At 59.2% G+C, this 21,266-nt stretch carries 24 protein-coding genes; 15 read left to right on the forward strand and 9 right to left on the reverse strand.

The window, feature by feature from the left end; all coding sequences use genetic code 11:
- The first annotated feature begins 171 nt into the window (after positions 1–171).
- Genes rfaQ through ACJ8J1_RS24025 form a run of 3 tightly spaced genes read left to right on the forward strand, consistent with a single transcriptional unit; the run spans position 172 to position 3,481 of the window.
- Positions 172–1,254, forward strand: coding sequence for a putative lipopolysaccharide heptosyltransferase III (gene rfaQ / locus ACJ8J1_RS24015; protein WP_033645188.1), 1,083 nt, complete (start codon positions 172–174; stop codon positions 1,252–1,254).
- A complete protein-coding gene (locus ACJ8J1_RS24020; RefSeq protein WP_033645187.1) occupies positions 1,251–2,378 on the forward strand; it encodes a glycosyltransferase family 4 protein in 1,128 nt (375 codons plus the stop codon). The genes rfaQ and ACJ8J1_RS24020 overlap by 4 nt, the downstream gene beginning before the upstream one ends.
- 2 nt (positions 2,379–2,380) lie before the next feature.
- Positions 2,381–3,481 (forward strand): glycosyltransferase, encoded by a 1,101-nt coding sequence (locus ACJ8J1_RS24025; RefSeq protein ID WP_033645186.1) that lies wholly within the window; start codon positions 2,381–2,383, stop codon positions 3,479–3,481.
- 44 nt (positions 3,482–3,525) lie between these two features.
- Here the strand turns inward: ACJ8J1_RS24025 and ACJ8J1_RS24030 are convergent, their stop codons facing one another.
- Positions 3,526–4,539: a glycosyltransferase family 9 protein gene (locus ACJ8J1_RS24030; RefSeq protein ID WP_033645185.1), complete on the reverse strand. Its 1,014-nt coding sequence runs from the start codon at positions 4,537–4,539 to the stop codon at positions 3,526–3,528.
- Positions 4,540–4,664: 125 nt separating this feature from the next.
- Between ACJ8J1_RS24030 and waaA the strand changes: the two genes are divergently transcribed.
- Genes waaA through coaD form a run of 3 tightly spaced genes read left to right on the forward strand, consistent with a single transcriptional unit; the run spans position 4,665 to position 7,205 of the window.
- On the forward strand, positions 4,665–5,942 hold the full coding sequence (gene waaA / locus ACJ8J1_RS24035; protein WP_019452200.1) for a lipid IV(A) 3-deoxy-D-manno-octulosonic acid transferase: 1,278 nt from the start codon (positions 4,665–4,667) through the stop codon (positions 5,940–5,942).
- Positions 5,943–6,716 carry a glycosyltransferase family 2 protein gene (locus tag ACJ8J1_RS24040; protein WP_033645184.1) on the forward strand — a complete coding sequence of 258 codons (774 nt, stop codon included), beginning with the start codon at positions 5,943–5,945 and terminating at the stop codon, positions 6,714–6,716.
- A 3-nt stretch (positions 6,717–6,719) separates the two neighbouring features.
- Positions 6,720–7,205: a pantetheine-phosphate adenylyltransferase gene (gene coaD, locus ACJ8J1_RS24045; protein WP_033645183.1), complete on the forward strand. Its 486-nt coding sequence runs from the start codon at positions 6,720–6,722 to the stop codon at positions 7,203–7,205.
- Positions 7,206–7,208: 3 nt separating this feature from the next.
- Here coaD and mutM read toward each other — a convergent pair whose 3' ends face one another.
- The 4 genes from mutM to radC all read right to left on the reverse strand — a co-directional run bounded on the left by mutM (position 7,209) and on the right by radC (position 9,467).
- Positions 7,209–8,024: a bifunctional DNA-formamidopyrimidine glycosylase/DNA-(apurinic or apyrimidinic site) lyase gene (mutM, locus tag ACJ8J1_RS24050; RefSeq protein WP_033645182.1), complete on the reverse strand. Its 816-nt coding sequence runs from the start codon at positions 8,022–8,024 to the stop codon at positions 7,209–7,211.
- A gap of 81 nt (positions 8,025–8,105) precedes the next feature.
- On the reverse strand, positions 8,106–8,273 hold the full coding sequence (rpmG, locus tag ACJ8J1_RS24055; RefSeq protein WP_002442576.1) for a 50S ribosomal protein L33: 168 nt from the start codon (positions 8,271–8,273) through the stop codon (positions 8,106–8,108).
- Between the two features lie 11 nt (positions 8,274–8,284).
- Positions 8,285–8,521: a 50S ribosomal protein L28 gene (gene rpmB / locus ACJ8J1_RS24060; RefSeq protein ID WP_004931195.1), complete on the reverse strand. Its 237-nt coding sequence runs from the start codon at positions 8,519–8,521 to the stop codon at positions 8,285–8,287.
- Positions 8,522–8,783: 262 nt separating this feature from the next.
- Entirely contained in the window at positions 8,784–9,467 is a 684-nt protein-coding gene (gene radC / locus ACJ8J1_RS24065; protein ID WP_016929682.1) for a RadC family protein, read from the reverse strand.
- A 183-nt stretch (positions 9,468–9,650) separates the two neighbouring features.
- Here radC and coaBC point away from each other — a divergent pair, with 183 nt between their 5' ends.
- The 3 genes from coaBC (at position 9,651) to slmA (ending at position 12,152) form a co-directional block, all read left to right on the forward strand.
- On the forward strand, positions 9,651–10,868 hold the full coding sequence (coaBC, locus tag ACJ8J1_RS24070) for a bifunctional phosphopantothenoylcysteine decarboxylase/phosphopantothenate--cysteine ligase CoaBC (RefSeq protein ID WP_033634306.1): 1,218 nt from the start codon (positions 9,651–9,653) through the stop codon (positions 10,866–10,868).
- Complete coding sequence (gene dut, locus ACJ8J1_RS24075) at positions 10,846–11,304, forward strand: dUTP diphosphatase (RefSeq protein WP_033645181.1); 459 nt, start codon at positions 10,846–10,848, stop codon at positions 11,302–11,304. The genes coaBC and dut overlap by 23 nt, the downstream gene beginning before the upstream one ends.
- A 251-nt stretch (positions 11,305–11,555) precedes the next feature.
- Positions 11,556–12,152 carry a nucleoid occlusion factor SlmA gene (gene slmA, locus ACJ8J1_RS24080; protein ID WP_025304700.1) on the forward strand — a complete coding sequence of 199 codons (597 nt, stop codon included), beginning with the start codon at positions 11,556–11,558 and terminating at the stop codon, positions 12,150–12,152.
- A 31-nt stretch (positions 12,153–12,183) separates the two neighbouring features.
- Here the strand turns inward: slmA and pyrE are convergent, their stop codons facing one another.
- Positions 12,184–12,825, reverse strand: a complete 642-nt coding sequence (gene pyrE, locus ACJ8J1_RS24085; protein ID WP_004931204.1) for an orotate phosphoribosyltransferase — start codon at positions 12,823–12,825, stop codon at positions 12,184–12,186.
- 96 nt (positions 12,826–12,921) lie between these two features.
- Complete coding sequence (gene rph / locus ACJ8J1_RS24090; RefSeq protein ID WP_025160305.1) at positions 12,922–13,638, reverse strand: ribonuclease PH; 717 nt, start codon at positions 13,636–13,638, stop codon at positions 12,922–12,924.
- A 126-nt stretch (positions 13,639–13,764) separates the two neighbouring features.
- On the opposite strand from rph, the gene ACJ8J1_RS24095 reads away from it, so the two are divergent.
- Positions 13,765–14,628, forward strand: coding sequence for a YicC/YloC family endoribonuclease (locus ACJ8J1_RS24095; RefSeq protein ID WP_015379441.1), 864 nt, complete (start codon positions 13,765–13,767; stop codon positions 14,626–14,628).
- A gap of 54 nt (positions 14,629–14,682) precedes the next feature.
- Here ACJ8J1_RS24095 and ACJ8J1_RS24100 read toward each other — a convergent pair whose 3' ends face one another.
- Positions 14,683–15,072, reverse strand: a complete 390-nt coding sequence (locus ACJ8J1_RS24100; RefSeq protein ID WP_033645180.1) for a hypothetical protein — start codon at positions 15,070–15,072, stop codon at positions 14,683–14,685.
- 374 nt (positions 15,073–15,446) lie between these two features.
- On the opposite strand from ACJ8J1_RS24100, the gene ACJ8J1_RS24105 reads away from it, so the two are divergent.
- Complete coding sequence (locus ACJ8J1_RS24105) at positions 15,447–16,631, forward strand: NupC/NupG family nucleoside CNT transporter (protein WP_004931212.1); 1,185 nt, start codon at positions 15,447–15,449, stop codon at positions 16,629–16,631.
- Between the two features lie 34 nt (positions 16,632–16,665).
- Here ACJ8J1_RS24105 and ACJ8J1_RS24110 read toward each other — a convergent pair whose 3' ends face one another.
- Positions 16,666–17,100: a DUF3574 domain-containing protein gene (locus ACJ8J1_RS24110; RefSeq protein WP_033645179.1), complete on the reverse strand. Its 435-nt coding sequence runs from the start codon at positions 17,098–17,100 to the stop codon at positions 16,666–16,668.
- Positions 17,101–17,353: 253 nt separating this feature from the next.
- On the opposite strand from ACJ8J1_RS24110, the gene ACJ8J1_RS24115 reads away from it, so the two are divergent.
- The 4 genes from ACJ8J1_RS24115 (at position 17,354) to spoT (ending at position 21,266) form a co-directional block, all read left to right on the forward strand.
- Positions 17,354–17,971 carry a trimeric intracellular cation channel family protein gene (locus tag ACJ8J1_RS24115; RefSeq protein ID WP_033645234.1) on the forward strand — a complete coding sequence of 206 codons (618 nt, stop codon included), beginning with the start codon at positions 17,354–17,356 and terminating at the stop codon, positions 17,969–17,971.
- A 211-nt stretch (positions 17,972–18,182) separates the two neighbouring features.
- Complete coding sequence (gmk, locus tag ACJ8J1_RS24120) at positions 18,183–18,806, forward strand: guanylate kinase (RefSeq protein ID WP_033636481.1); 624 nt, start codon at positions 18,183–18,185, stop codon at positions 18,804–18,806.
- Between the two features lie 54 nt (positions 18,807–18,860).
- Positions 18,861–19,136: a DNA-directed RNA polymerase subunit omega gene (gene rpoZ, locus ACJ8J1_RS24125; protein WP_004931221.1), complete on the forward strand. Its 276-nt coding sequence runs from the start codon at positions 18,861–18,863 to the stop codon at positions 19,134–19,136.
- A gap of 18 nt (positions 19,137–19,154) precedes the next feature.
- Positions 19,155–21,266: a bifunctional GTP diphosphokinase/guanosine-3',5'-bis pyrophosphate 3'-pyrophosphohydrolase gene (gene spoT, locus ACJ8J1_RS24130; protein WP_015379445.1), complete on the forward strand. Its 2,112-nt coding sequence runs from the start codon at positions 19,155–19,157 to the stop codon at positions 21,264–21,266.

Genomic DNA, 21,266 nt, shown 5'->3' on the forward strand with positions numbered 1-21,266 from the left:
GCAGCCCGTTTCGCCAGGGCAAACGACTTTGCTGCCTGGTTTGGACAACGTTGAAGCGCATTCGTCCCCGGCTCGGCGATTTTTTTGCGGCCCGGCAAGAAAACCGTGCAACAGTAGCCACATGCGATCGGGTCATTTAGAATCAAAGATTGGTTTCCCAGAAAGCGACTCATGATGAACGACGCGCCAGCCCCAACTTCCGCCCCATCCGTACAGCGTATTTTGATCATAAAACTGCGCCATCACGGCGATATGCTGCTGGTCACGCCGGTCATCAGCAGCCTGCGGCAACACTACCCGCAGGCGCAGATCGATGTGCTGCTGTATCAGGAAACGCAGGAGATGCTGGCCAGTAATCCGGAATTGTCGACGCTGTTGGCCATCGACCGCCAATGGAAAAAACAGGGCGCCCGCGCGCATCTGGGGCACGAGCTGGCGCTGCTGCGTCGTCTGAAGGCGCAGCGCTACGATCTGGTAGTCAACCTGGCCGATCAGTGGCGCAGCGCCATTATCACGCGCCTGACCGGCGCGCGCATCCGTCTGGGCTTCGATTTCCCTAAACGCCGCGGCTTCCTGTGGCGCCACTGCCACACGCAGCTGGTGCCGGTCGACAATCACGCCCACCTGCATACCGTCGAACAAAATCTCTCGCTGCTGGCGCCGCTGAACCTGCCCGCGCTCAGCGAACATGTGACCATGAGTTATGAGCCACAAGATTGGCAGGCTTGTGAGCAACGGTTGCAGAAACAGGGCGTCGCCGGCAGTTATATTGTGGTGCAGCCCACCTCGCGCTGGTTCTTCAAATGCTGGAGCGAAGAGAAAATGGCCGCCACCCTCACCGCCTTGCAGGCCGACGGCCACCAGCTGGTGATCACCTCCGGCCCCGACGCCAGAGAAAAAGCCATGGTCGAGCGCATTTTGGCGCTCTGCCCGCCGCAGGGCGTGATCTCGTTGGCCGGCCAGCTGACGCTGCGCCAGCTGGCCGCCCTGATCGACCACGCCAAGCTGTTTATCGGCGTGGATTCGGTGCCGATGCACATGGCCGCCGCGCTGCAAACGCCGTGCGTGGCGCTGTTCGGCCCTTCCAAGCTGACTTTCTGGCGGCCATGGCAGGCTACCGGCGCCGTGATCTGGGCCGGCGACTTCGGCGAACTACCCGATCCGGACGCCATTGATACCGGCACCGACGAACGGTATCTCGACCTTATTCCTACAGACGCGGTGATTGCAGCCGCGCGGAGCACGCTGGCATGAAAGCATTTCGTTTGGCGATCGTTCGCCAAAAATACCGCCCGGACGGCGGAGCCGAACGTTTCGTTTCCCGCGCCCTGGAAGCGCTGGAACAACAGGATCTCGATCTGAACGTCATCACCCGCGAATGGCAGGGTGACGCCAATCCCAACTGGCATATCCACCTGTGTAACCCGTTGAAACTAGGCCGCATCAGTCGCGAACGGGGCTTCGCCGTGGCGGCCAGGGCGCTGTGGCAGAAAGAGCGCTTCGATCTGGTGCAAAGCCATGAGCGCATTCCCGGCTGCGATATCTACCGCGCCGGCGACGGCGTACACCGCCGCTGGCTGCTGCAACGCGCGCGGCTGCTGCCCGAGTGGCGCCGCAAGTGGCTGTTTTCCAACCGTTATCACCGCTATGTGATGTGCGCCGAGCGCGCCATGTACGCCGCACCGGAGCTGAAAGCCGTCATCTGCAACGCCGAAATGATCAAACGGGAAATCATCGCCGACTTTGGCGTGCCCGCCGACAAAATCACGGTGATCTATAACGCCATCGACAATCAAAAGTTCCTGCCCGCCGACGAGGCCCAGCGCCGACGCCTGCGTGAGCAATATCAGATCCCGCAACAGGCGCACTGCCTGATCTTCGTCGGCTCCGGTTTCGAGCGCAAAGGGCTGGCCGCCGCCATCCGCGCCGTGGCGGCGACCGACAGCCACCTCTTGGTGGTCGGTAAAGACAAAGCCGAAAAGCGTTACCGGGCGCTGGCGCAGTCGCTGGGCTGCGGCGATCGCATTCACTTTATGGGCGTGCAGAAGCAGACTCTGCCGTTCTATCAGGCCGCGGATGCGCTGCTGCTGCCGACGCTTTACGATCCGTTCCCGAATGTGATTCTGGAAGCGATGTCCTGCGGCCTGCCGGTTATCACCAGCACCACCTGCGGCGGCGCCGAGTTTATCACCCCGGGCCAGAACGGCTTCGTGACCGACGCGCTCGACGTGCCGGCCATCACGGAAGCCATTCGGGCGCTGCCGCGCCAGGCGCTGGGATCCTCCATGGGCGAAGCGGCAAGATTGCGCATTATGACGGCTACGCCGGCGCATCTCTCCGAACAGCTCATTTCCCTCTATAACCGGTTACTGGATTAGCTATGCGTATTCTGATGATCATCGATGGCCTGCCGGGAGGCGGCGCGGAAAAAGTGGTGCTGACCCTGTGCCAAGGCATGCAGCAACAGGGGCATGACGTCAGTCTGATCTCGCTGCGTGACGTCTGCAATTACCCTATCCCGTCAGGCATTGATTATCAGGTGGTGGCCGATCGCAGCCGTGCCCCCTGGCGCAAGCTGACCGAGCTGTCGCGCCGCGCCGCCGCGCTGGATCGGGCGGTAGCCGAACACGAGCGCCAAAACGGCGCGTTCGATCTGGTGTTCTCCAACCTGCACAAAACCGATCGCATCGTCAGCCGCAGCAAGCGGCTGGCTTCGGATCGCCTGTGGTTCTGCATTCACGGCATTCTCTCCACCTCCTACCTCGGCCACCGCAAAGGCCTGGATCGCTGGCTCAAGCAACGTAAAATCGCCAACGTTTACCAGGGGAGAAATATCGTCGCCGTTTCACAGGCGGTCGGCGGCGATCTGCAGCAGAATTTGCCGATCCACCCGCGTCGGCTGGCGGTCATCAATAACCCGTTCGACATCGACGCCATCCGGCAACAGGCGGCGGCACCTTGCGAACTGGCCGGTCAGGACTATCTGGTGCACGTCGGCCGCTTTCACGCCACCAAGCGGCATGACCGCCTGCTGAAAGCCTATGCGCAATCCGGTATTCAGGCGCCGCTGGCTTTGATCGGCACCGGGGATGACGCCCGCGTCGCCGAGGTCAAGCGTCTGGCGGCAGACTTGGGTATCGCAGAGCGCGTGCTGTTCCTCGGCTTCCAGGCCAATCCCTATCCGTTTATCCGCCATGCCTCGCTGTTGGTGCTCAGCTCCGATAGCGAAGGGTTTGGCAATGTGCTGGTAGAATCGCTGTTGTGCGGCACGCCGGTGGTCAGCACCCGCTGTCCGGGCGGCCCTGCGGAAATTCTGGAAAAAGCCGGCATGGCTAACGCGTTGGCGGAATTAAACGAAGCGTCGCTGGCAGAAAAAATGGCGGAAATTTACGCCAATCCGCCGCAGATAAATCAACAGCAATTGCTGAGCTATGGGCTGGAGCCTATTTGCCGTCAATATATTGAGCTGAAAGAAAAATAATAAAGTAATAAATAAGGCAGGTGATACCTGCCTTATTTTCTTCGCTAGCTTAGCGCCTGCATTTTCTGCCAAACCTCATCGACAGAAACATCTTCACAGTGCCCCGACTCACTCTGCAAAATATGATGACGGCCGGTCCATGGATGCCAGGACGTTTTATCGGTATCGCCAAAGAACACCACCATATCCTTATTCAGCGCGGCGGCAAGATGCATCTGCCCGCCGTCGCTGCACAGCACCCGGTCGCATAAATCGAACCCGCCCAACAGCTCGCGCACCGAGGCCGTCGGATAAAGCGCAACGCGTTCGTTTTGGCACAACGCCAACAGCTGTTCTGCGCGCTGCTGATCGCCGATGTCGTCCGGCGCCAGCGTGCCCTGCGGCGACCAGAAGATCAGCACGCCGGTGCGGGGATCGGCGGTCAGGCGGTTGATGATTTCGGCATAGCGTTCAACCGGCCAGCGCCTTTTCGGGCTGCGGCTGCTGATATGCACGGCGCAAACCCGTTCGACCGACGGCAGGCGTTCCTGCAGCCGCTGCGCCGCCAGCTGCCGCTCTTCCGGCGTCAGGAATACCCGCACCGGCGGGATCGGAATGGCTTGATCGGTTATCGCCGATAAATAGCTGTAGGTGTGTTCGACCTGATGTAGACCGCGGAAATCGTCCTTGCGGAACGGGCGCTGAATATCTTTCGTGCCCAAATCGGCGCCGATGATATGGGTGGCGCCGGCCATTTTCGCTAAACGCAGGCTGTATTTGCAAGGCACCGGGTTAGCCAGAATGACCGCATCGAACTTTATTTTGCGCAGCTTCAGGAAGATCATCAGACGTTCGAAATAAACGCCCAACGTCGTTTCATTTTTCGCCTTGTGCTTGGCCTTTTTATAGACAAAGACTTTCTCGAGATGAGGGTTGTTTTTAACAACGTCCTGGCTGACTTTATTGATCAGCAGATAAACTTTTGCGTCTGGATAGGCAATTTTCACCCCTTCAATCAGAGGCGTGGTGCAAACAAGATCGCCGATGTTGTCGCGGCGAATAATTAAAATATTCTTCATTCCGAGCCTATCGGCGAAATCGCTCGCCGGTTGTCTGAAACTGACACCCAAGGTTACCAAATTAGCGCCTTTCCCTTCCAGTTATGGTACTATTCCGAATAACCCATATAAATGAAATTGATAGAATGTTGCTGCGTTTATATCAGGTACTACTCTACCTCATCCAACCCCTGATCTGGCTCCGCTTACTGCTGCGCAGCCGCAAAGCTCCAGCCTACCGTAAACGCTGGGCGGAACGCTATGGCTTCTGCGCCGGGAAAGTCGTGCCGGGCGGCATTATGCTGCATTCCGTCTCCGTCGGCGAAACGCTGGCGGCCATCCCGCTGGTGCGGGCGCTGCGCCATCGTTACCCCGCTTTGCCGATAACTGTGACCACAATGACCCCGACAGGTTCAGAACGCGTCCAGTCCGCTTTCGGCAAAGACGTGCATCATGTCTATCTGCCCTACGATCTGCCCGGTTCCATGAACCGCTTCCTCGACCAGGTGAATCCCAAGCTGGTGATCATCATGGAAACCGAGCTATGGCCTAACCTGATCAACGCACTGCATCAGCGGCAAATCCCCCTGGTGATCGCCAATGCGCGCCTGTCGGCGCGATCCGCCGCCGGCTATAAGAAAATTGGCGGATTCATGCGCGATATGCTGCGCCGCATTACGCTGATCGCCGCACAGAACCAGGAAGACGGCGATCGTTTTATCGAACTGGGCCTGAAACGCTCGCAGCTGGCCGTTACCGGCAGCCTGAAATTCGATATCTCCGTCACCCCGGAACTGGCCGCCCGCGCCGTTACGCTGCGCCGCCAATGGGCGCCGCGCCGCCCGGTGTGGATCGCCACCAGCACCCATGAAGGTGAAGAAACCATCCTGCTCGAAGCGCACCGCAAGCTGCTGGAAAAACACCCCGACCTGCTGCTGATCCTGGTGCCGCGTCACCCGGAACGCTTCCCGACCGCCAAGGAACTGGTACAGAAGGCCGGCTTCAGCTACACCCTGCGCAGCAGCGGCGAAATCCCGTCCGGCAGCACCCAGGTGGTGATCGGCGATACCATGGGCGAACTCATGCTGCTGTACGGCATCGCCGATCTGGCCTTTGTCGGCGGCAGCCTGGTGGAACGTGGCGGGCATAACCCGCTGGAAGCCGCCGCCCACGCCATCCCGGTGCTGATGGGCCCGCACACCTTCAACTTTAAAGACATCTGCGCCAAGCTTTCGCAGGCCGAAGGCCTGATCACCGTGACCGACGTGGATTCGCTGGTAAAGGAAGTGGAAACCCTGTTGACCGACGAAGACTACCGCCGTTACTACGGCCGCCATGCGGTGGAAGTGTTGTATCAGAATCAGGGAGCGTTGCAGCGCCTGCTGCAGCTGCTGGAACCGCACCTGCCGCCCCGGAGTCACTGAATGAGCAGCCGCAAAAGCCTGTCGGTGGTGATGATCGCCAAAAACGAAGCCGGGCTGTTGCCGGACTGCCTGCGCTCTGTCGCCTGGGCCGATGAAATCATCGTGCTGGACTCCGGCAGCGAGGACGACAGCGTCGCCGTCGCCGAAAGTCTGGGCGCCAAAGTCTTCACGCACACCGACTGGCAAGGATTCGGCAAGCAGCGCCAGCTGGCGCAAAGCTACGCCAGCCATGACTACGTATTGATGATCGACGCCGACGAACGCGTCACCCCCGAACTGCGGCAATCCATCGAGCGGGTGTTGAACGCGCCGGACGACGGCGCCGTTTACAGCTGCGCGCGGCGCAACCTGTTCCTTGGCCGCTTCATGCGCCACAGCGGCTGGTATCCCGACCGCGTCAACCGCCTGTACGCCAATTCACGCTATCGCTATAACGACGATCTGGTGCACGAGTCGCTGAACATCGGCGACGCCAAAGTCATCCCCCTCAGCGGCGATATGCTGCACCTGACCTGCCGCGACTTCTTCGCCTTTCAGCGCAAACAGCTGCGCTATGCCGAAGAATGGGCCACACAGCGCCACCGGGCCGGCAAGCGTTGCGGCTATCTGTCCATCCTGACCCACACGCTCGGCGCCTTCGTCAAAACCTGGCTGCTGCGGGCCGGCTTCCTCGACGGTAAACAGGGGTTGCTGTTAGCGGTGGTCAACGCGCAATATACCTTCAATAAATATGCCGCATTATGGGCATTGGGCCGCAACTACTCAGAGAAATGAATCATGACCAGCAAAGCCATCTATCCCGGGACGTTCGATCCCATGACCAACGGCCACCTGGATTTAGTGACGCGCGCGTCGCTGATGTTCGATCACGTGATTCTGGCCATCGCCGCCAGCCCGAGCAAAAAGCCGCTGTTCAGCCTGGATGAGCGTGTGGCGCTGGCGACGCAGGTCACCTCGCATCTGGACAATGTGGAGGTACTGGGCTTCAGCGAGCTGATGGCGCATTTCGCCGCTCACCAGAATGCCAATATCCTGGTGCGCGGCCTGCGGGCGGTGTCTGACTTTGAGTACGAACTGCAGCTGGCGAACATGAACCGCCATTTGATGCCGACGCTGGAAAGCGTGTTCCTGATGCCTTCCGAAGAGTGGTCGTTCATCTCCTCCTCACTGGTGAAGGAGGTCGCCCGCCACGGCGGCGATATCGCGCCTTTCCTGCCCGATGTGGTCACTCAGGCGCTGATGGCGAAGCTCGCCGCCGCGTGATGCTCAGCGCTGGCAGCGTCGGCAAAAGAAGGTGCTGCGCTGCCCGTGCTTGGCGGATTCAATCGGCGTGCCGCATGTGCGGCACGGTTCTCCCGCCCGCCCGTAAACCTGCAGCTCCTGCGCGAAGTACCCCGGTTTGCCGTCCGACTGCAAAAAGTCGCGCAATGTGGTGCCGCCCTGCTCGATGGAGCGTTGCAACACCGCCTTGATGGTCTTCGCCAACAGCGCCGCTTCGGCTTTGGTCAAGGATCCCGCCGGACGATCGGGCAGGATCCCGGCGCTGAACAGCGATTCACTGGCGTAAATGTTACCGACCCCGACCACCAGCTTATTATCCATCAGCCACGGTTTGATCAGCGTGCGCTTATTACGTGATTTTTCATACAGGTAGTCGCCGTTGAACGCCTCACTCAGCGGTTCCGGCCCCAGATGCGACAACACGCTGCTGGTCGCCAGGTCTTCGCACCACAGCCAGGCGCCGAAGCGGCGCGGATCGGTATAGCGCAGGATCATACCGTTGTTGATCACCAGATCGACGTGGTCGTGTTTGCCGGCTTCGTCTTCGTTTTCCTCACGCAGCATGCGCAGGCTGCCCGACATGCCCAGATGCACGATAATCCAACCGCGCTCCAGCTCAATCAGCAGGTATTTGGCCCGACGCTGCACGCTGAGCACCGGCTGATCGCTCAGCGTCAGGATCTGCTCGGAAACCGGCCAGCGCAGGCGCGCGTTGCGCACCACCGCATACTGAATGCTGTGGCCGACAAGATAAGGCTCTATACCGCGTCTGCTCGTCTCAACTTCCGGTAATTCAGGCATCTGGCTTCCCCTCCGATGTTTTCTACCCTTTATAAAACAAAAAACCCGGCCAAGGCCGGGTTTTTCATTAATCCACTAAAATTATTTAATTTTAGCTTCTTTGTATACTACGTGCTGACGGACAACTGGATCGAATTTCTTCAGTTCCAATTTTTCCGGCTTAGTACGCTTGTTCTTCGTGGTGGTATAGAAGTGACCAGTACCAGCAGAAGAAACCAGCTTGATCTTCTCGCGAACACCTTTAGCCATGATTCAGTTCCTTAATACTTCTCACCACGGGCACGCAGATCGGCCAGAACCGTCTCAATACCCTTCTTATCGATAACACGCATACCTTTAGCAGATACACGCAGAGTTACAAAGCGCTTCTCAGCCTCAACCCAAAAACGGTGTGAGTGCAGGTTAGGCAGAAAACGGCGTTTGGTCGCGTTCATTGCGTGGGAACGGTTGTTACCGCTCACCGGGCGCTTGCCAGTAACTTGGCAGACTCGGGACATGTCTATTCTCCAAAAATCAAATCAGCTCGAGCTTCGTATAGGGTATGGCCGCCTCGTCAGGCTTTTAGAGCCCATCTCAGCAAACTTCATACTGAGGAGACTCTCGTCATCAGGTAGAAACCACACATCAGGTCAGAAACCTGCTGAGATAGGCTCTTGCGCCAAACCCAAGATTCTCAAAGGTGGCGTAGTATACGCTCTGAAGCGTAAGTGCTCAAGTCCCGAACAGCTAAAGATCCCACAAGGATCGCGAAAAAATCGCTTAAAGCCATCCGCGCTCGGCAAAAGAGACGCATTCACCCCGACCGATCACCAAATGATCGAGCACTCGGATCTCCAATAACTGGCAGGCTTTCACCACCTGTTCAGTTATCAAACGGTCGGCATGACTGGGTTCAGCCTTACCCGAGGGGTGATTATGCGCGAGAATCAGCGCGGCGGCATTAGCCTTCAACGCTTCACGCACAATTTCTCTCGGGTAGACGACGACGCTGCTGATGGTACCAGCAAACATCTCCTGATGGCGAATAACCCGATGCTGATTGTCTAAAAACAATACCAAAAAGACCTCTCGCTCACGATGCGCCAGCAGGCTTTGCAGATAATGCTGGGTGACGCGCGGGTTAAGCATGGCGTTTTCCTGCGAGAGATGGCTGGAAAAGAAGCGAAGCGCCAGCTCGGCAATCGCCTGCAGCTGCGTATAGCTGGCGTCGCCCAGGCCTTTTTGACTGCAAAACGCCTGATGATCGGCCGACATCAGATGGTAAAGCGAGCCGAATCGGCGCAGCAGCTGCTCCGCCAGCTGCATTACGTGCACGCCGGGCAACCCGGTGCGCAAGAAAATGGCCAACAGCTCTGCGTCGGACAGCGCCGCGGCCCCCTGCATCAACAGCTTTTCACGCGGCGCCAGCGCGCCCGGCCAGCACGCCACAGTCGGGTTGCTCATCGTGTTCCTCCCTGAAAGGGCTACAGCATGCCATGCGCCCCCCGGCGCGTTCGACAGGTGTTTGATAACATTGCGAAGTGTTTCGCAAAGCACAATGTAACGCCCTGCAGCCATTGCGGAATCGCTCACCTGAACAGCGGATATGCTAAAATGGCGCATCTTTCGGCTTTCAATCGGACAATGATGATGACGGGACTTTCCGGCAAACATATTGTGCTTGGCATCAGCGGCGGCATTGCCGCCTACAAATGCCCAGAGCTGGTGCGCCGCCTGCGCGACAGGGGCGCAGAAGTGCGCGTGGTGATGACTCACGCCGCCAAGGCGTTCATTACGCCGCTGACGCTGCAGGCCGTTTCCGGCCACCCGGTGTCCGACGATCTGTTGGATCCCGCCGCCGAAGCCGCCATGGGCCACATCGAACTCGGCAAATGGGCGGATCTGGTGATTCTGGCGCCGGCGACCGCCGATCTGCTGGCGCGCGTCGCCGCCGGCATGGCCAACGATCTGCTGACTACCGTCTGCCTGGCGACCGACGCCCCTATCGCCGCCGCCCCCGCCATGAACCAGCAGATGTATCGCGCCGCCGCCACGCAGGCCAACCTGCAAACGCTGCAGGCGCGCGGCATGCTGCTCTGGGGGCCGGACAGCGGCAGCCAGGCCTGCGGCGACGTCGGCCCGGGCCGCATGCTGGATCCGCTGGACATCGTCGAGCTGGCGAACGGTCATTTCTCCGCCCCGCAGGATCTGCAACATTTGCAGGTTATGATCACCGCCGGCCCGACGCGCGAAGCGCTGGATCCGGTACGCTTCATCAGCAATCACAGCTCCGGCAAAATGGGCTTCGCCATCGCCCGCGCCGCCGCCGCCCGCGGCGCGCAGGTGACGCTGATCGCCGGGCCGGTGAGCCTGCCGACGCCGCCGAAGGTCACACGCGTGGACGTCACCAGCGCGCTGGAGATGGAGCAGGCGGTGCAACAGCGCGCCGCTCAGCAGCAGATTTTCATCTCCTGCGCCGCCGTAGCCGACTACCGTCCCGAGCGGATCGCCGATGAAAAAATAAAAAAACAGGGTGATGAAATCGTCCTCAAGATGGTAAAAAACCCCGATATCGTCGCCGGCGTGGCGGCGATGACCAAAAATCGACCGTTTGTCGTGGGGTTTGCCGCCGAAACCCAGAATGTGGAAGAATACGCGCGGCAAAAACTGGCGCGTAAGAAGCTGGATTTGATTTGCGCTAACGATGTATCGCTTGCAGAGCACGGGTTCAACAGCGACACCAATGCCCTGCACCTTTTTTGGCAGGATGGAGAGAAACGCCTGGCGCTGAGCGACAAGGCACTCCTTGGCCAACGTTTAATAGACGAGATAGTCAGCCGTTATGATGAAAAAAATCGACGTTAAGATCCTCGACCCGCGCATCGGTCAGGATTTCCCGCTACCGGCCTACGCAACTCCGGGCTCAGCCGGTCTCGACCTGCGCGCCTGCCTGGACAGCGCGGTGGAGCTGGCGCCGGGTGAAACCACGCTGCTGCCTACCGGTCTCGCGATCCATATCGCCGACGCCGGCCTGGCGGCGGTGATCCTGCCGCGCTCAGGCCTGGGCCATAAGCACGGCGTCGTGCTGGGCAATCTGGTCGGCCTGATCGACTCCGATTACCAGGGCCAGCTGATGGTGTCCGTTTGGAACCGCGGCCAGAAGCACTTCACCATCGAGCCGGGCGAACGCATCGCGCAGATGGTCTTCGTGCCGGTGGTGCAGGCCGAATTCAACCTGGTGGAAGAGTTCGACAGTAGCGAGCGCGGCGAAGGCGGCTTCGGCCACTCGGGGCGCCACTAAGCGCCACCCAATGCACGATGGCCGGCAGGGAAACGTCGCCTGAACCTTGCCTTTCCGGGGAGAAGGATGTCTCTGCGGCAAGGTTTTACCGCGACAATTGCAGCGCACACCAGGCAGCGCGGAAAAAGGCCGTGAAGGCCGCTGACCCCAGCATCGTAAAAAAGCTATCACATAAGCCGCACAGAGCCTGCTCTGCAGCGGCCGGTGCCCGGGTTTCCGTCAGTTAAGTTTTAGCAAGGGTCTAATCAGACATGGCAGAAAAAGAAAATACGAAAAGGAATCGGCGCGAGGAAATATTGCAGGCGTTAGCCCAGATGCTGGAATCCAGCGACGGCAGCCAGCGCATTACCACCGCCAAGCTCGCCGCAAACGTGGGTGTTTCTGAAGCTGCGCTGTACCGGCATTTCCCCAGCAAGACACGGATGTTCGACAGTCTGATCGAGTTTATCGAAGACAGCCTGATCACCCGCATCAACCTGATCTTGCAGGACGAGAAAGAGACGTTTAATCGTCTGCGCCTGATTTTACTGCTGATTCTGGGCTTTGCGGAACGTAACCCGGGGCTGACGCGCATCATGACCGGCCACGCGCTGATGTTTGAACAGGATCGCCTGCAGGGCCGCATCAACCAGCTGTTCGAACGTATCGAGGCGCAGCTGCGTCAGGTGCTGAAAGAGCGCAAATTGCGCGAAGGCAAAGGCTTCATCGTCGATGAAACGCTGTTGGCCAGCCAACTGCTGGCCTTCTGCGAAGGCATGTTGTCGCGCTATGTGCGTTCGGAATTCCGCTATCGTCCAACGCAGGAATTCGACGCCCGCTGGCCGCTATTGGCGGCACAGCTGCAATAACGAAAACGCCGGGCATGCCCGGCGTTTTTATTTATACCCCGTACTGCTCGCGGTAAGCGCGCACCGCCGCCAGGTGGTCCGCCATTTCCGGTTTCTCTTCCAGATAAGCGATCAGGTCCTTCAGCGTCACGATCGAAATCACCTTGCAGTGATAGTCGCGTTCCACTTCCTGAATGGCTGAGATATCCGCGCGGCCGCGTTCCTGACGGTCGAGGGAGATCAGCACGCCCGCCAACGAAGCGCCGCTGGCGCCGATGATTTCCATCGACTCACGGATCGCGGTACCGGCGGTGATCACATCGTCCACCAGCATCACGCGGCCCTGCAGCGGGCTGCCCACCAGCGAACCGCCCTCGCCGTGGGTCTTGGCTTCCTTGCGGTTAAAGCAGTAAGGCACGTCGCGCTCATGGTGTTCCGCCAGCGCAACCGCCGTGGTAGTGGCGATAGGAATGCCTTTATAGGCCGGGCCAAACAGCAGATCGAAATCGATGCCGGAATCCATCAGGGCTTCGGCATAGAAGCGCCCCAACAGCGCAAGATCGCGCCCGGTATTAAACAGGCCGGCGTTGAAGAAATACGGGCTGGTGCGGCCGGATTTCAGGGTGAACTCGCCGAATTTCAATACCTGCTTGTTAAGCGCGAACTCGATAAACTGGCGCTGATAGGCTTTCATTACTGCTTCTCCTCGTCTGAATCTGCTTGGGTCTTGTCATTACTGCCGCCCGATCGGCGGGCATAAAAAAGGCGACTTCTCAGTCGCCTTGAAAAATTAGTCCGCCAGCGCCGCTTTCTGCGCCTGGAAGATGGTTTCGATGCCTCCTCGGGCCAGCGCCAATAGCGCCAACAGCTCATCGTGGCTGAACGGCTCGCCTTCGGCGGTGCCCTGCACTTCAATCATGCGGCCGTCTTCCATCATCACCACGTTCATGTCGGTTTCCGCCGCGGAATCTTCCACATACTCCAGATCGCACAGCGCTTCGCCGTTGACGATGCCGACGGAAACCGCCGCCACCATGCCCTTCATCGGATTGGCTTTCAGCTTACCGTTGGCCACCAGGGTGTTCAGCGCATCGGCCAGCGCCACGCAGGCGCCGGAGATGGAAGCGGTGCGGGTACCGCCGTCGGCCTGCAGTACGTCGCAGTCGAGAGTGATGGTGAATTCACCGAGCTTTTTCAGATCCACCGCGGCGCGCAGCGAACGGGCGATCAGGCGCTGGATCTCCAGCGTGCGGCCACCCTGTTTGCCTTTGGCGGCTTCACGGGCGTTGCGGCTGTGGGTGGAGCGCGGCAGCATGCCGTACTCGGCGGTGATCCAACCTTGCCCCTGGCCTTTCAGGAAGCGCGGAACGCCCTCTTCTACCGTGGCGGTGCACAAGACTTTGGTATCGCCAAACTCAACCAGCACTGAACCTTCAGCGTGTTTGGTATAGTGACGGGTCAGTGTCAGGGGGCGAACTTGCTGTGGTGCTCTGCCTGCAGGACGCATGGGCTCTCTCCGGCTTCAAATCAACTATTGGCTGCGCATTATACGGGCTTCGTGACGTAATGCCTATCCTGCCCGCAGCCGCGACGCTATAATCGCCCCATCTTTTCCTATTACGGGTACGCATCAATGATCCGCAGCATGACCGCCTACGCCCGGCGTGAAATCAAGGGTGAATGGGGCAGCGCAGCCTGGGAGCTGCGTTCCGTTAACCAGCGCTACTTAGAAACCTACATCCGCCTGCCGGAACAATTCCGCAGCCTGGAGCCGGTGATCCGTGAACGTATCCGTGGCCGCCTGACCCGCGGCAAAGTCGAATGCAACCTGCGTTTTGAACTGGATCCAAGCGCGCAAAGCTCGCTGATCCTGAACGAAAAACTGGCCAAACAGCTGGTCGAAGCCGCCAACTGGGTGAAAATGCAGAGCGACGAAGGGGAAATCAACCCGATCGACGTGCTGCGCTGGCCGGGCGTGATGTCCGCGCAGGAGCAGGATCTGGACGCCATCAGCGCCGAGCTGATGCAAGCGCTGGACGGCGCGCTGGATGACTTTATCGTCGCACGCGAAAGCGAAGGCGCCGCGCTGAAAACGCTGATCGAACAGCGCCTCGACGGCGTCAGCGCCGAAGTGGTCAAAGTGCGCGCCCAGATGCCGAACATCCTGCAATGGCAGCGCGAGCGCCTGGTCAGCAAGCTGGAAGAGGCGCAGGTGCAGCTGGAAAACACTCGCCTGGAGCAAGAGCTGGTGCTGATGGCGCAGCGCATCGACGTCGCCGAAGAGCTGGACCGCCTGGAAGCGCACGTGAAAGAGACGCACAACATCCTGAAGAAGAAAGAAGCCGTCGGCCGCCGCCTCGACTTTATGATGCAGGAATTCAACCGCGAATCGAACACCCTGGCCTCCAAGTCAATCAATGCCGACGTCACCGCCTCCGCCATCGAGCTGAAGGTGTTGATCGAGCAAATGCGCGAGCAGATCCAGAACATCGAGTGATCCGCTCCGCACGCCATCAAGCCCGCGCCACGCGGGCTTTTTTATGGCTATAGATCAGCGATAGGCGGCCGCCTGTTCCTCACCGATCAACCCCATTTTCTGCAGTTGCACCGCAATGCTCCAGGTTGAACGCTCGAACTCATCGCTCAGCGCCTCCAGCGTCGCCCCGGCCGCATGGCTCTCGCGCAGCCGCAGTTTTTCTTCTTCCGGCCAGGGGAAGTAGGCATTGGCCGGCCGGCCCTCGGCCAGATTCTTCTGCCGCTTTTCTTCCGGCGTCAGCCTGGCTTTTTTCTGCAGTTCAGATTCACCGTCAAACTCGTCGGCCAACGCGAACAGCAGGCGGATAGCCTCCGGCGCGCAGGCCGCTGAAGCCGGTCTCAATAGCTCGCCGGTGTCGGGATTAACGCCGTTGGCCAGCGCCCTAAGCAACATGCCGGTATTCATCGTTCGCCTCCTTGTTCGATAAAATGCGCACCGATCGCGACCGGCGCCTTGTCCAAACATGTTTCTCTTCCTCAGCCGAGAAAACCACGCTTTGCGCCGGGAAAAATCGCCCATTGCGAGCCAGATTCCAGGCGCCTGAACGTGCGGGACGGTGGTTGCATCAGGCTGCGAGCCGGCAGGCATCATGGAAGACAGCCCACTAAGGAACGTCGGGGACTTATGAAAAACTGCCGAGCAGCGCGTGCGGATGACAATCGGCAAGATATCCCGCACGCCATAAGTATTTTGTTCTAATTATCACGCAAGGTAATGAAAGGACGGCGATGCTGTGGCTAAATGTGTTTTTTCCTGCCCGTGAACCGTACGGACCGTTTATGCCACAAATTCTGCAATTTATTATGGCCCTGGTGGTGATCATCGCCCTGGCGCTGCTGGTCAGCAATAATCGCAAGAAAATCCGCCTGCGCTATATCATCCAGCTGTTGGTGATCGAAGGCGCGCTGGCCTATTTCTTCCTGCACTCCGCCAGCGGGCTCAGCGTGATCAAACACGTCGCCGGCTTCTTCGACACTCTGCTCGCCTACGCCGCCCAAGGGTCGGAGTTCGTGTTCGGCGGCATGAGCAAAGATGGCCTGGCGTTTATCTTCCTCGGCGTTTTGTGCCCTATCATCTTTATTTCCGCCCTGATCGGCATTTTGCAGCATTTCCGCATCCTGCCGCTGATCATCCGCCTGGTGGGCACCCTGCTGTCCAAGGTCAACGGCATGGGCAAGCTGGAGTCGTTCAACGCCGTCAGCACGCTGGTGCTGGGGCAGTCGGAGAACTTCATCGCCTACAAGGGCATCATCGGCGACATCTCGCCGCGCCGCATGTACACCATGGCCGCGACCGCCATGTCGACGGTATCGCTCTCCATCGTCGGCGCCTACATGTCGATGATCGACGCGCAGTACGTGGTGGCGGCGTTGATCCTTAATATGTTCAGCACCTTCATCATCCTGTCGATCATCAACCCGTATCAGGTCGAAGACGAGCCGGAGCTGAAGCTGAACAAGCTGCACGAAGATCAGAGCTTCTTCGAAATGTTGGGCGAGTACATTCTGGCCGGCTTCAAAATTGCGATGATCATCGCGGCGATGCTGATCGGCTTTATCGCGCTGATCTCCGCCGTCAATGCGCTGTTCTCGGCGGTGCTCGGCATCAGCTTCCAGCAAATCCTCGGCTACGTGTTCTATCCGCTGGCCTGGCTGATCGGCATCCCGGCGGAAGAGGCCCTGAAGGCGGGCAGCATCATGGCGACCAAACTGGTGGCCAACGAATTCGTGGCGATGATTGAGCTGAAGAAAATCGCGGCGGAGCTGTCGCCGCGCGGGCTGGGCATTCTGTCGGTGTTCCTGGTGTCGTTCGCCAACTTCGCCTCCATCGGCATCGTCGCCGGCGCCATCAAGGGGCTGAACGAGCAGCAAGGCAACGTGGTTTCCCGTTTTGGCCTGAAGCTGGTTTACGGCTCGACGCTGGTGAGCCTGTTGTCGGCGGCCATCGCCGGCCTGGTGCTGTAATCCCCACTCCCGGCCGCAGGGCCGGGAGTTTGCTTTAAAACGCCACGCACACCGGCGCATCCACCCGCATTACCGAATCCTGCGCAAACTGCTGCTTATAGCCGCTGCGCAGCGCCTCGATATTCGCCTCGCTCTCTTTGCCCGGCGCATGGATCAACAGCAGCGCCTTGCTGTTCTCGCGCGCCAGCTTGCCGTCGTGACCCAGCCACTGCCCTTTGGCATCAAACACCGTCAGCCCGTCTTTAAAACGCGGCGTCACCTGGCTATCGACGAAGGTTTGCCACTCGGCGGCGGTGATCGCCGGCCCCGCCGGCCGGTTCAGGCCGAAGTAGAGCGTTGTCTGCACTAGCGGATCGCCGGTGCGACAAGTCGGGGCGGGGGAAACAGCCTGGTGGCCTGGCGCCACGCAGCCGCTCAGCAGCAGGGCGGCCACCATGGCGCCGGCGGCCAGTCTCGGGGAGTTTTTCATCTGCAGTCTCGATTTTTCGGTTGAAGGATTCGCTGCAAAAGTCATAGTCAGCGATGGAAATTAGCGCGAAATTTCTAATGCTTTCATTAACAGCCAGATGTTAAAAAAGGCTGGTTATCGGCAATAAAAATGGAGTTTGGATTAGCTATATTAATCCGAAACGCCATCGGTGAAAAAAACTCAGTGGCGCGCGTCCTCGGCGGCGATTACCCTGCCGGCCATCATTCTGACGCAATTACGCTGTGAACCCCTTATGTTACTGAGCATCCTTTATATCATCGGCATCACCGCCGAAGCCATGACCGGCGCGCTGGCGGCCGGCCGCCGCCAAATGGACATGTTCGGCGTGATCATCATCGCCTCTGTCACCGCAATCGGCGGCGGGTCGGTGCGCGATATGTTGCTCGGGCATTTTCCGTTGGGCTGGGTCAAACACCCGGAATACATCGTCATCGTCGCGATAGCGGCGATCGTCACCACCTGGGTGGCTCCTCTGATGCGCCATCTGCGCCGCCTGTTCCTGGTGCTCGACGCCGTCGGCCTGATCGTCTTCTCCATCATCGGCGCTCAGGTGGCCCTGGATATGGGGCACAGCGCCATTATTGCCGCCATCGCCGCGGTGATCACCGGCGTCTTCGGCGGGGTGCTGCGCGATATGTTCTGCAACCGCATCCCGCTGGTTTTCCAGAAGGAGATCTACGCCGGCATCTCCTTCAGCGCCGCCTGGCTGTATATCGGCCTGCAGCACCTTAGCCTGCCGCACAATCTGGTGGTGATCCTCACCTTGATCGCCGGCCTGAGCGCGCGTCTTATCGCCCTGCGCTTCCGCCTCGGCCTGCCGGTGTTCAACTACCAGCATCCGGATCACTGATCTCGGGGCGGCAACGCGCCGCCGCCGAGGCCAAAACTGCAAAAATGTCGCCCTTCAGCGCGCATATTCGCCCTTTCGGCGCTTTTTCCACGCAAAGCCGCGGGCAAAATGCGAGCTAACGCTGCACCCGGCGCGTTAGCCGTGTATACTGTGCGGAGAAAATACACATCCGCTGTTTTTGGCATATCAACCGTTATCAACGAACATCATCATGGCTCAAGGCACGCTTTATATTGTCTCTGCTCCCAGTGGCGCAGGTAAATCAAGTCTGATTCAGGCTTTGTTAAAGACGCAACCGCTGTACGACACGCAGGTTTCGGTTTCGCACACCACGCGCGACAGTCGCCCGGGTGAAAATCACGGCGAGCACTATTTCTTCGTCTCGAAAGACGAATTCCGCCGGATGATCGAGCAGGACGCGTTTCTTGAGCACGCCGAAGTGTTCGGCAACTATTACGGCACCTCGCGCGCCGCCATCGAACAAGTCTTGTCGACCGGCGTGGATGTGTTTCTGGATATCGACTGGCAGGGCGCGCAGCAAATCCGCGCCAAAATGCCGCAGGCGCGCAGCATCTTCATTCTGCCGCCGTCGAAGGAAGAACTGGGCCGCCGCCTGCGTGGGCGCGGGCAGGATTCCGAAGAGGTGATCGCCAAACGCATGGCTCAGGCCGTGGCGGAAATGACGCATTACGCGGAGTACGATTACCTGATCGTGAACGATGATTTCGATCTGGCGCTGTCCGATCTGAAGACCATCATTCGCGCCGAACGCCTGCGTTTGGGCCGCCAGTTGCTGCGGCATGACGCTTTAATCAGCAAACTATTGGCAGACTGAAGGCAGTTTCAGTATCATGCCCAGTCTTTTCGTCACCTGTGGAGTAGCACAAATATGGCACGCGTAACTGTTCAAGACGCTGTAGAGAAAATTGGTAACCGTTTTGACCTGGTGTTGGTCGCTGCTCGTCGGGCGCGTCAGATCCAGACCGGCGGCAAAGATGCACTGGTTCCGGAAGAGAACGACAAGTACACCGTTATCGCCCTGCGCGAAATCGAAGAAGGCCTGATCACCAGCCAGATCCTCGACGTGCGTGAGCGCCAGGAACAGCAAGAGCAGGAAGCCGCAGAGATTCAAGCGGTTACCGCGATTGCTGAAGGTCGTCGTTAATTAGACTGCGAGTCCGCCTTGTACCTGTTTGAAAGCCTGAATCTGCTGATTCAACGTTACCTGCCCGAGGAGCAGATTAAGCGCCTCAAACAGGCATACCTCGTCGCGCGCGACGCGCACGAGGGCCAGACACGCTCCAGCGGTGAGCCCTACATTACTCACCCGGTCGCCGTGGCCTGCATCCTGGCGGAAATGCGTCTCGATCACGAGACGCTGATGGCGGCGTTGCTGCACGACGTCATCGAAGACACCCCAGCCACCTATCAAGATATGGAACAGCTGTTCGGCAAGAGCGTCGCCGAACTGGTTGAGGGCGTCTCCAAGCTAGACAAGCTGAAGTTCCAGGACAAGAAAGAAGCGCAGGCGGAAAACTTCCGCAAGATGATCATGGCGATGGTGCAGGATATCCGCGTCGTGCTGATCAAGCTGGCCGACCGTACGCACAACATGCGCACCCTCGGTTCGCTGCGCCCCGACAAACGCCGGCGCATCGCGCGTGAAACCCTGGAAATCTACAGCCCCCTCGCCCACCGTCTGGGTATTCATCACCTGAAAACCGAGCTGGAAGAGCTGGGCTTCGAGGCGCTGTACCCAAACCGTTATCGCGTGATCAAGGAAGTGGTGAAAGCCGCGCGCGGCAACCGCAAAGAGATGATTCAAAAAATCCTCTCCGAGATCGAAGGGCGGCTGACCGAGGCCGGCATCGCCTGCCGCGTCAGCGGAAGGGAAAAACACCTCTACTCCATCTACCTCAAGATGCACCTGAAAGAACAGCGTTTCCATTCCATCATGGATATCTACGCGTTCCGGGTGATCGTGAAAGAGGTCGATACCTGCTACCGCGTGCTCGGCCAGGTGCACAGCCTGTATAAACCGCGCCCGGGGCGGGTGAAAGATTACATCGCCATTCCCAAGGCCAACGGCTATCAATCGCTCCATACCTCGCTGATCGGTCCGCACGGCGTGCCGGTCGAAGTGCAGATCCGCACCGAAGACATGGACCAGATGGCTGAGATGGGGGTGGCCGCGCACTGGGCTTACAAGGAAAGAGAACAGGGCGAAACCGGCACCACGGCGCAGATCCGCGCCCAACGCTGGATGCAAAGCCTGCTGGAGCTGCAGCAAAGCGCCGGCAGTTCGTTTGAATTTATCGAGAGCGTCAAATCCGATCTGTTCCCGGATGAGATTTACGTTTTCACCCCGGAAGGCCGCATCGTCGAGCTGCCCGCCGGCGCCACGCCGGTCGACTTCGCCTATGCGGTGCATACCGATATCGGCCATGCCTGCGTCGGCGCACGCGTCGATCGTCAGCCATACCCGCTGTCGCAGTCGCTGACCAGCGGCCAGACCGTCGAGATCATCACCGCGCCGGGCGCACGGCCCAACGCCGCCTGGCTGAACTTCGTGGTCAGCTCGAAAGCGCGCGCCAAGATTCGCCAGATGTTGAAGAACCTCAAGCGCGACGACTCCGTCGGCCTCGGCCGCCGTCTGCTCAACCATGCGTTGGGCGGCAGCCGCAAGCTGGCCGAAATCCCGCAGGAAAACATTCAGCACGAGCTGGACCGCATGAAGCTGGCGACGCTGGACGATCTGCTGGCGGAAATCGGCCTCGGCAACGCCATGAGCGTAGTGGTGGCGAAGAACCTGCAGGGCGATCAGTCCAGCCTGGGCACCACCTCCGGCGTACGCAACCTGGCCATCAAGGGCGCCGACGGGGTGTTGATCACCTTCGCCAAGTGCTGCCGTCCGATTCCGGGCGACCCGATTATCGCTCACGTCAGCCCGGGCAAAGGGCTGGTGATCCACCATGAATCCTGCCGCAATATTCGCGGCTATCAGAAAGAGCCTGAGAAGTTCATGGCGGTCGAGTGGGATAAAGAGACCGAGCAGGAGTTCATCGCCGAGATCAAGGTGGATATGTTTAACCACCAGGGCGCGTTGGCCAACCTGACGGCGGCAATCAACGCGGCCGAATCCAATATTCAGAGCCTGAACACCGAAGAGAAAGACGGTCGGGTTTATAGCGCCTTTATCCGCTTGACCACCCGCGATCGCATCCATTTGGCAAACATTATGCGTAAAATCCGTATCATGCCGGATGTGATCAAAGTTAACCGCAACCGAAACTAG

The sequence above is a fragment of the Serratia sp. CY37869 genome (assembly GCF_052168895.1).
Lineage (GTDB): Bacteria > Pseudomonadota > Gammaproteobacteria > Enterobacterales > Enterobacteriaceae > Serratia > Serratia ureilytica.

What these genes read in the sequence shown, in the direction of transcription:
- rfaQ (WP_033645188.1), top strand. Translation starts at nt 172, where the DNA reads ATGATGAACGACGCGCCAGCCCCAACTTCCGCCCCATCCGTACAGCGT.
- ACJ8J1_RS24020 (WP_033645187.1), top strand. Translation starts at nt 1,251, where the DNA reads ATGAAAGCATTTCGTTTGGCGATCGTTCGCCAAAAATACCGCCCGGAC.
- ACJ8J1_RS24025 (WP_033645186.1), top strand. Translation starts at nt 2,381, where the DNA reads ATGCGTATTCTGATGATCATCGATGGCCTGCCGGGAGGCGGCGCGGAA.
- ACJ8J1_RS24030 (WP_033645185.1), bottom strand. Translation starts at nt 4,539, where the DNA reads ATGAAGAATATTTTAATTATTCGCCGCGACAACATCGGCGATCTTGTT.
- waaA (WP_019452200.1), top strand. Translation starts at nt 4,665, where the DNA reads ATGTTGCTGCGTTTATATCAGGTACTACTCTACCTCATCCAACCCCTG.
- ACJ8J1_RS24040 (WP_033645184.1), top strand. Translation starts at nt 5,943, where the DNA reads ATGAGCAGCCGCAAAAGCCTGTCGGTGGTGATGATCGCCAAAAACGAA.
- coaD (WP_033645183.1), top strand. Translation starts at nt 6,720, where the DNA reads ATGACCAGCAAAGCCATCTATCCCGGGACGTTCGATCCCATGACCAAC.
- mutM (WP_033645182.1), bottom strand. Translation starts at nt 8,024, where the DNA reads ATGCCTGAATTACCGGAAGTTGAGACGAGCAGACGCGGTATAGAGCCT.
- rpmG (WP_002442576.1), bottom strand. Translation starts at nt 8,273, where the DNA reads ATGGCTAAAGGTGTTCGCGAGAAGATCAAGCTGGTTTCTTCTGCTGGT.
- rpmB (WP_004931195.1), bottom strand. Translation starts at nt 8,521, where the DNA reads ATGTCCCGAGTCTGCCAAGTTACTGGCAAGCGCCCGGTGAGCGGTAAC.
- radC (WP_016929682.1), bottom strand. Translation starts at nt 9,467, where the DNA reads ATGAGCAACCCGACTGTGGCGTGCTGGCCGGGCGCGCTGGCGCCGCGT.
- coaBC (WP_033634306.1), top strand. Translation starts at nt 9,651, where the DNA reads ATGATGACGGGACTTTCCGGCAAACATATTGTGCTTGGCATCAGCGGC.
- dut (WP_033645181.1), top strand. Translation starts at nt 10,846, where the DNA reads ATGATGAAAAAAATCGACGTTAAGATCCTCGACCCGCGCATCGGTCAG.
- slmA (WP_025304700.1), top strand. Translation starts at nt 11,556, where the DNA reads ATGGCAGAAAAAGAAAATACGAAAAGGAATCGGCGCGAGGAAATATTG.
- pyrE (WP_004931204.1), bottom strand. Translation starts at nt 12,825, where the DNA reads ATGAAAGCCTATCAGCGCCAGTTTATCGAGTTCGCGCTTAACAAGCAG.
- rph (WP_025160305.1), bottom strand. Translation starts at nt 13,638, where the DNA reads ATGCGTCCTGCAGGCAGAGCACCACAGCAAGTTCGCCCCCTGACACTG.
- ACJ8J1_RS24095 (WP_015379441.1), top strand. Translation starts at nt 13,765, where the DNA reads ATGATCCGCAGCATGACCGCCTACGCCCGGCGTGAAATCAAGGGTGAA.
- ACJ8J1_RS24100 (WP_033645180.1), bottom strand. Translation starts at nt 15,072, where the DNA reads ATGAATACCGGCATGTTGCTTAGGGCGCTGGCCAACGGCGTTAATCCC.
- ACJ8J1_RS24105 (WP_004931212.1), top strand. Translation starts at nt 15,447, where the DNA reads ATGCCACAAATTCTGCAATTTATTATGGCCCTGGTGGTGATCATCGCC.
- ACJ8J1_RS24110 (WP_033645179.1), bottom strand. Translation starts at nt 17,100, where the DNA reads ATGAAAAACTCCCCGAGACTGGCCGCCGGCGCCATGGTGGCCGCCCTG.
- ACJ8J1_RS24115 (WP_033645234.1), top strand. Translation starts at nt 17,354, where the DNA reads ATGTTACTGAGCATCCTTTATATCATCGGCATCACCGCCGAAGCCATG.
- gmk (WP_033636481.1), top strand. Translation starts at nt 18,183, where the DNA reads ATGGCTCAAGGCACGCTTTATATTGTCTCTGCTCCCAGTGGCGCAGGT.
- rpoZ (WP_004931221.1), top strand. Translation starts at nt 18,861, where the DNA reads ATGGCACGCGTAACTGTTCAAGACGCTGTAGAGAAAATTGGTAACCGT.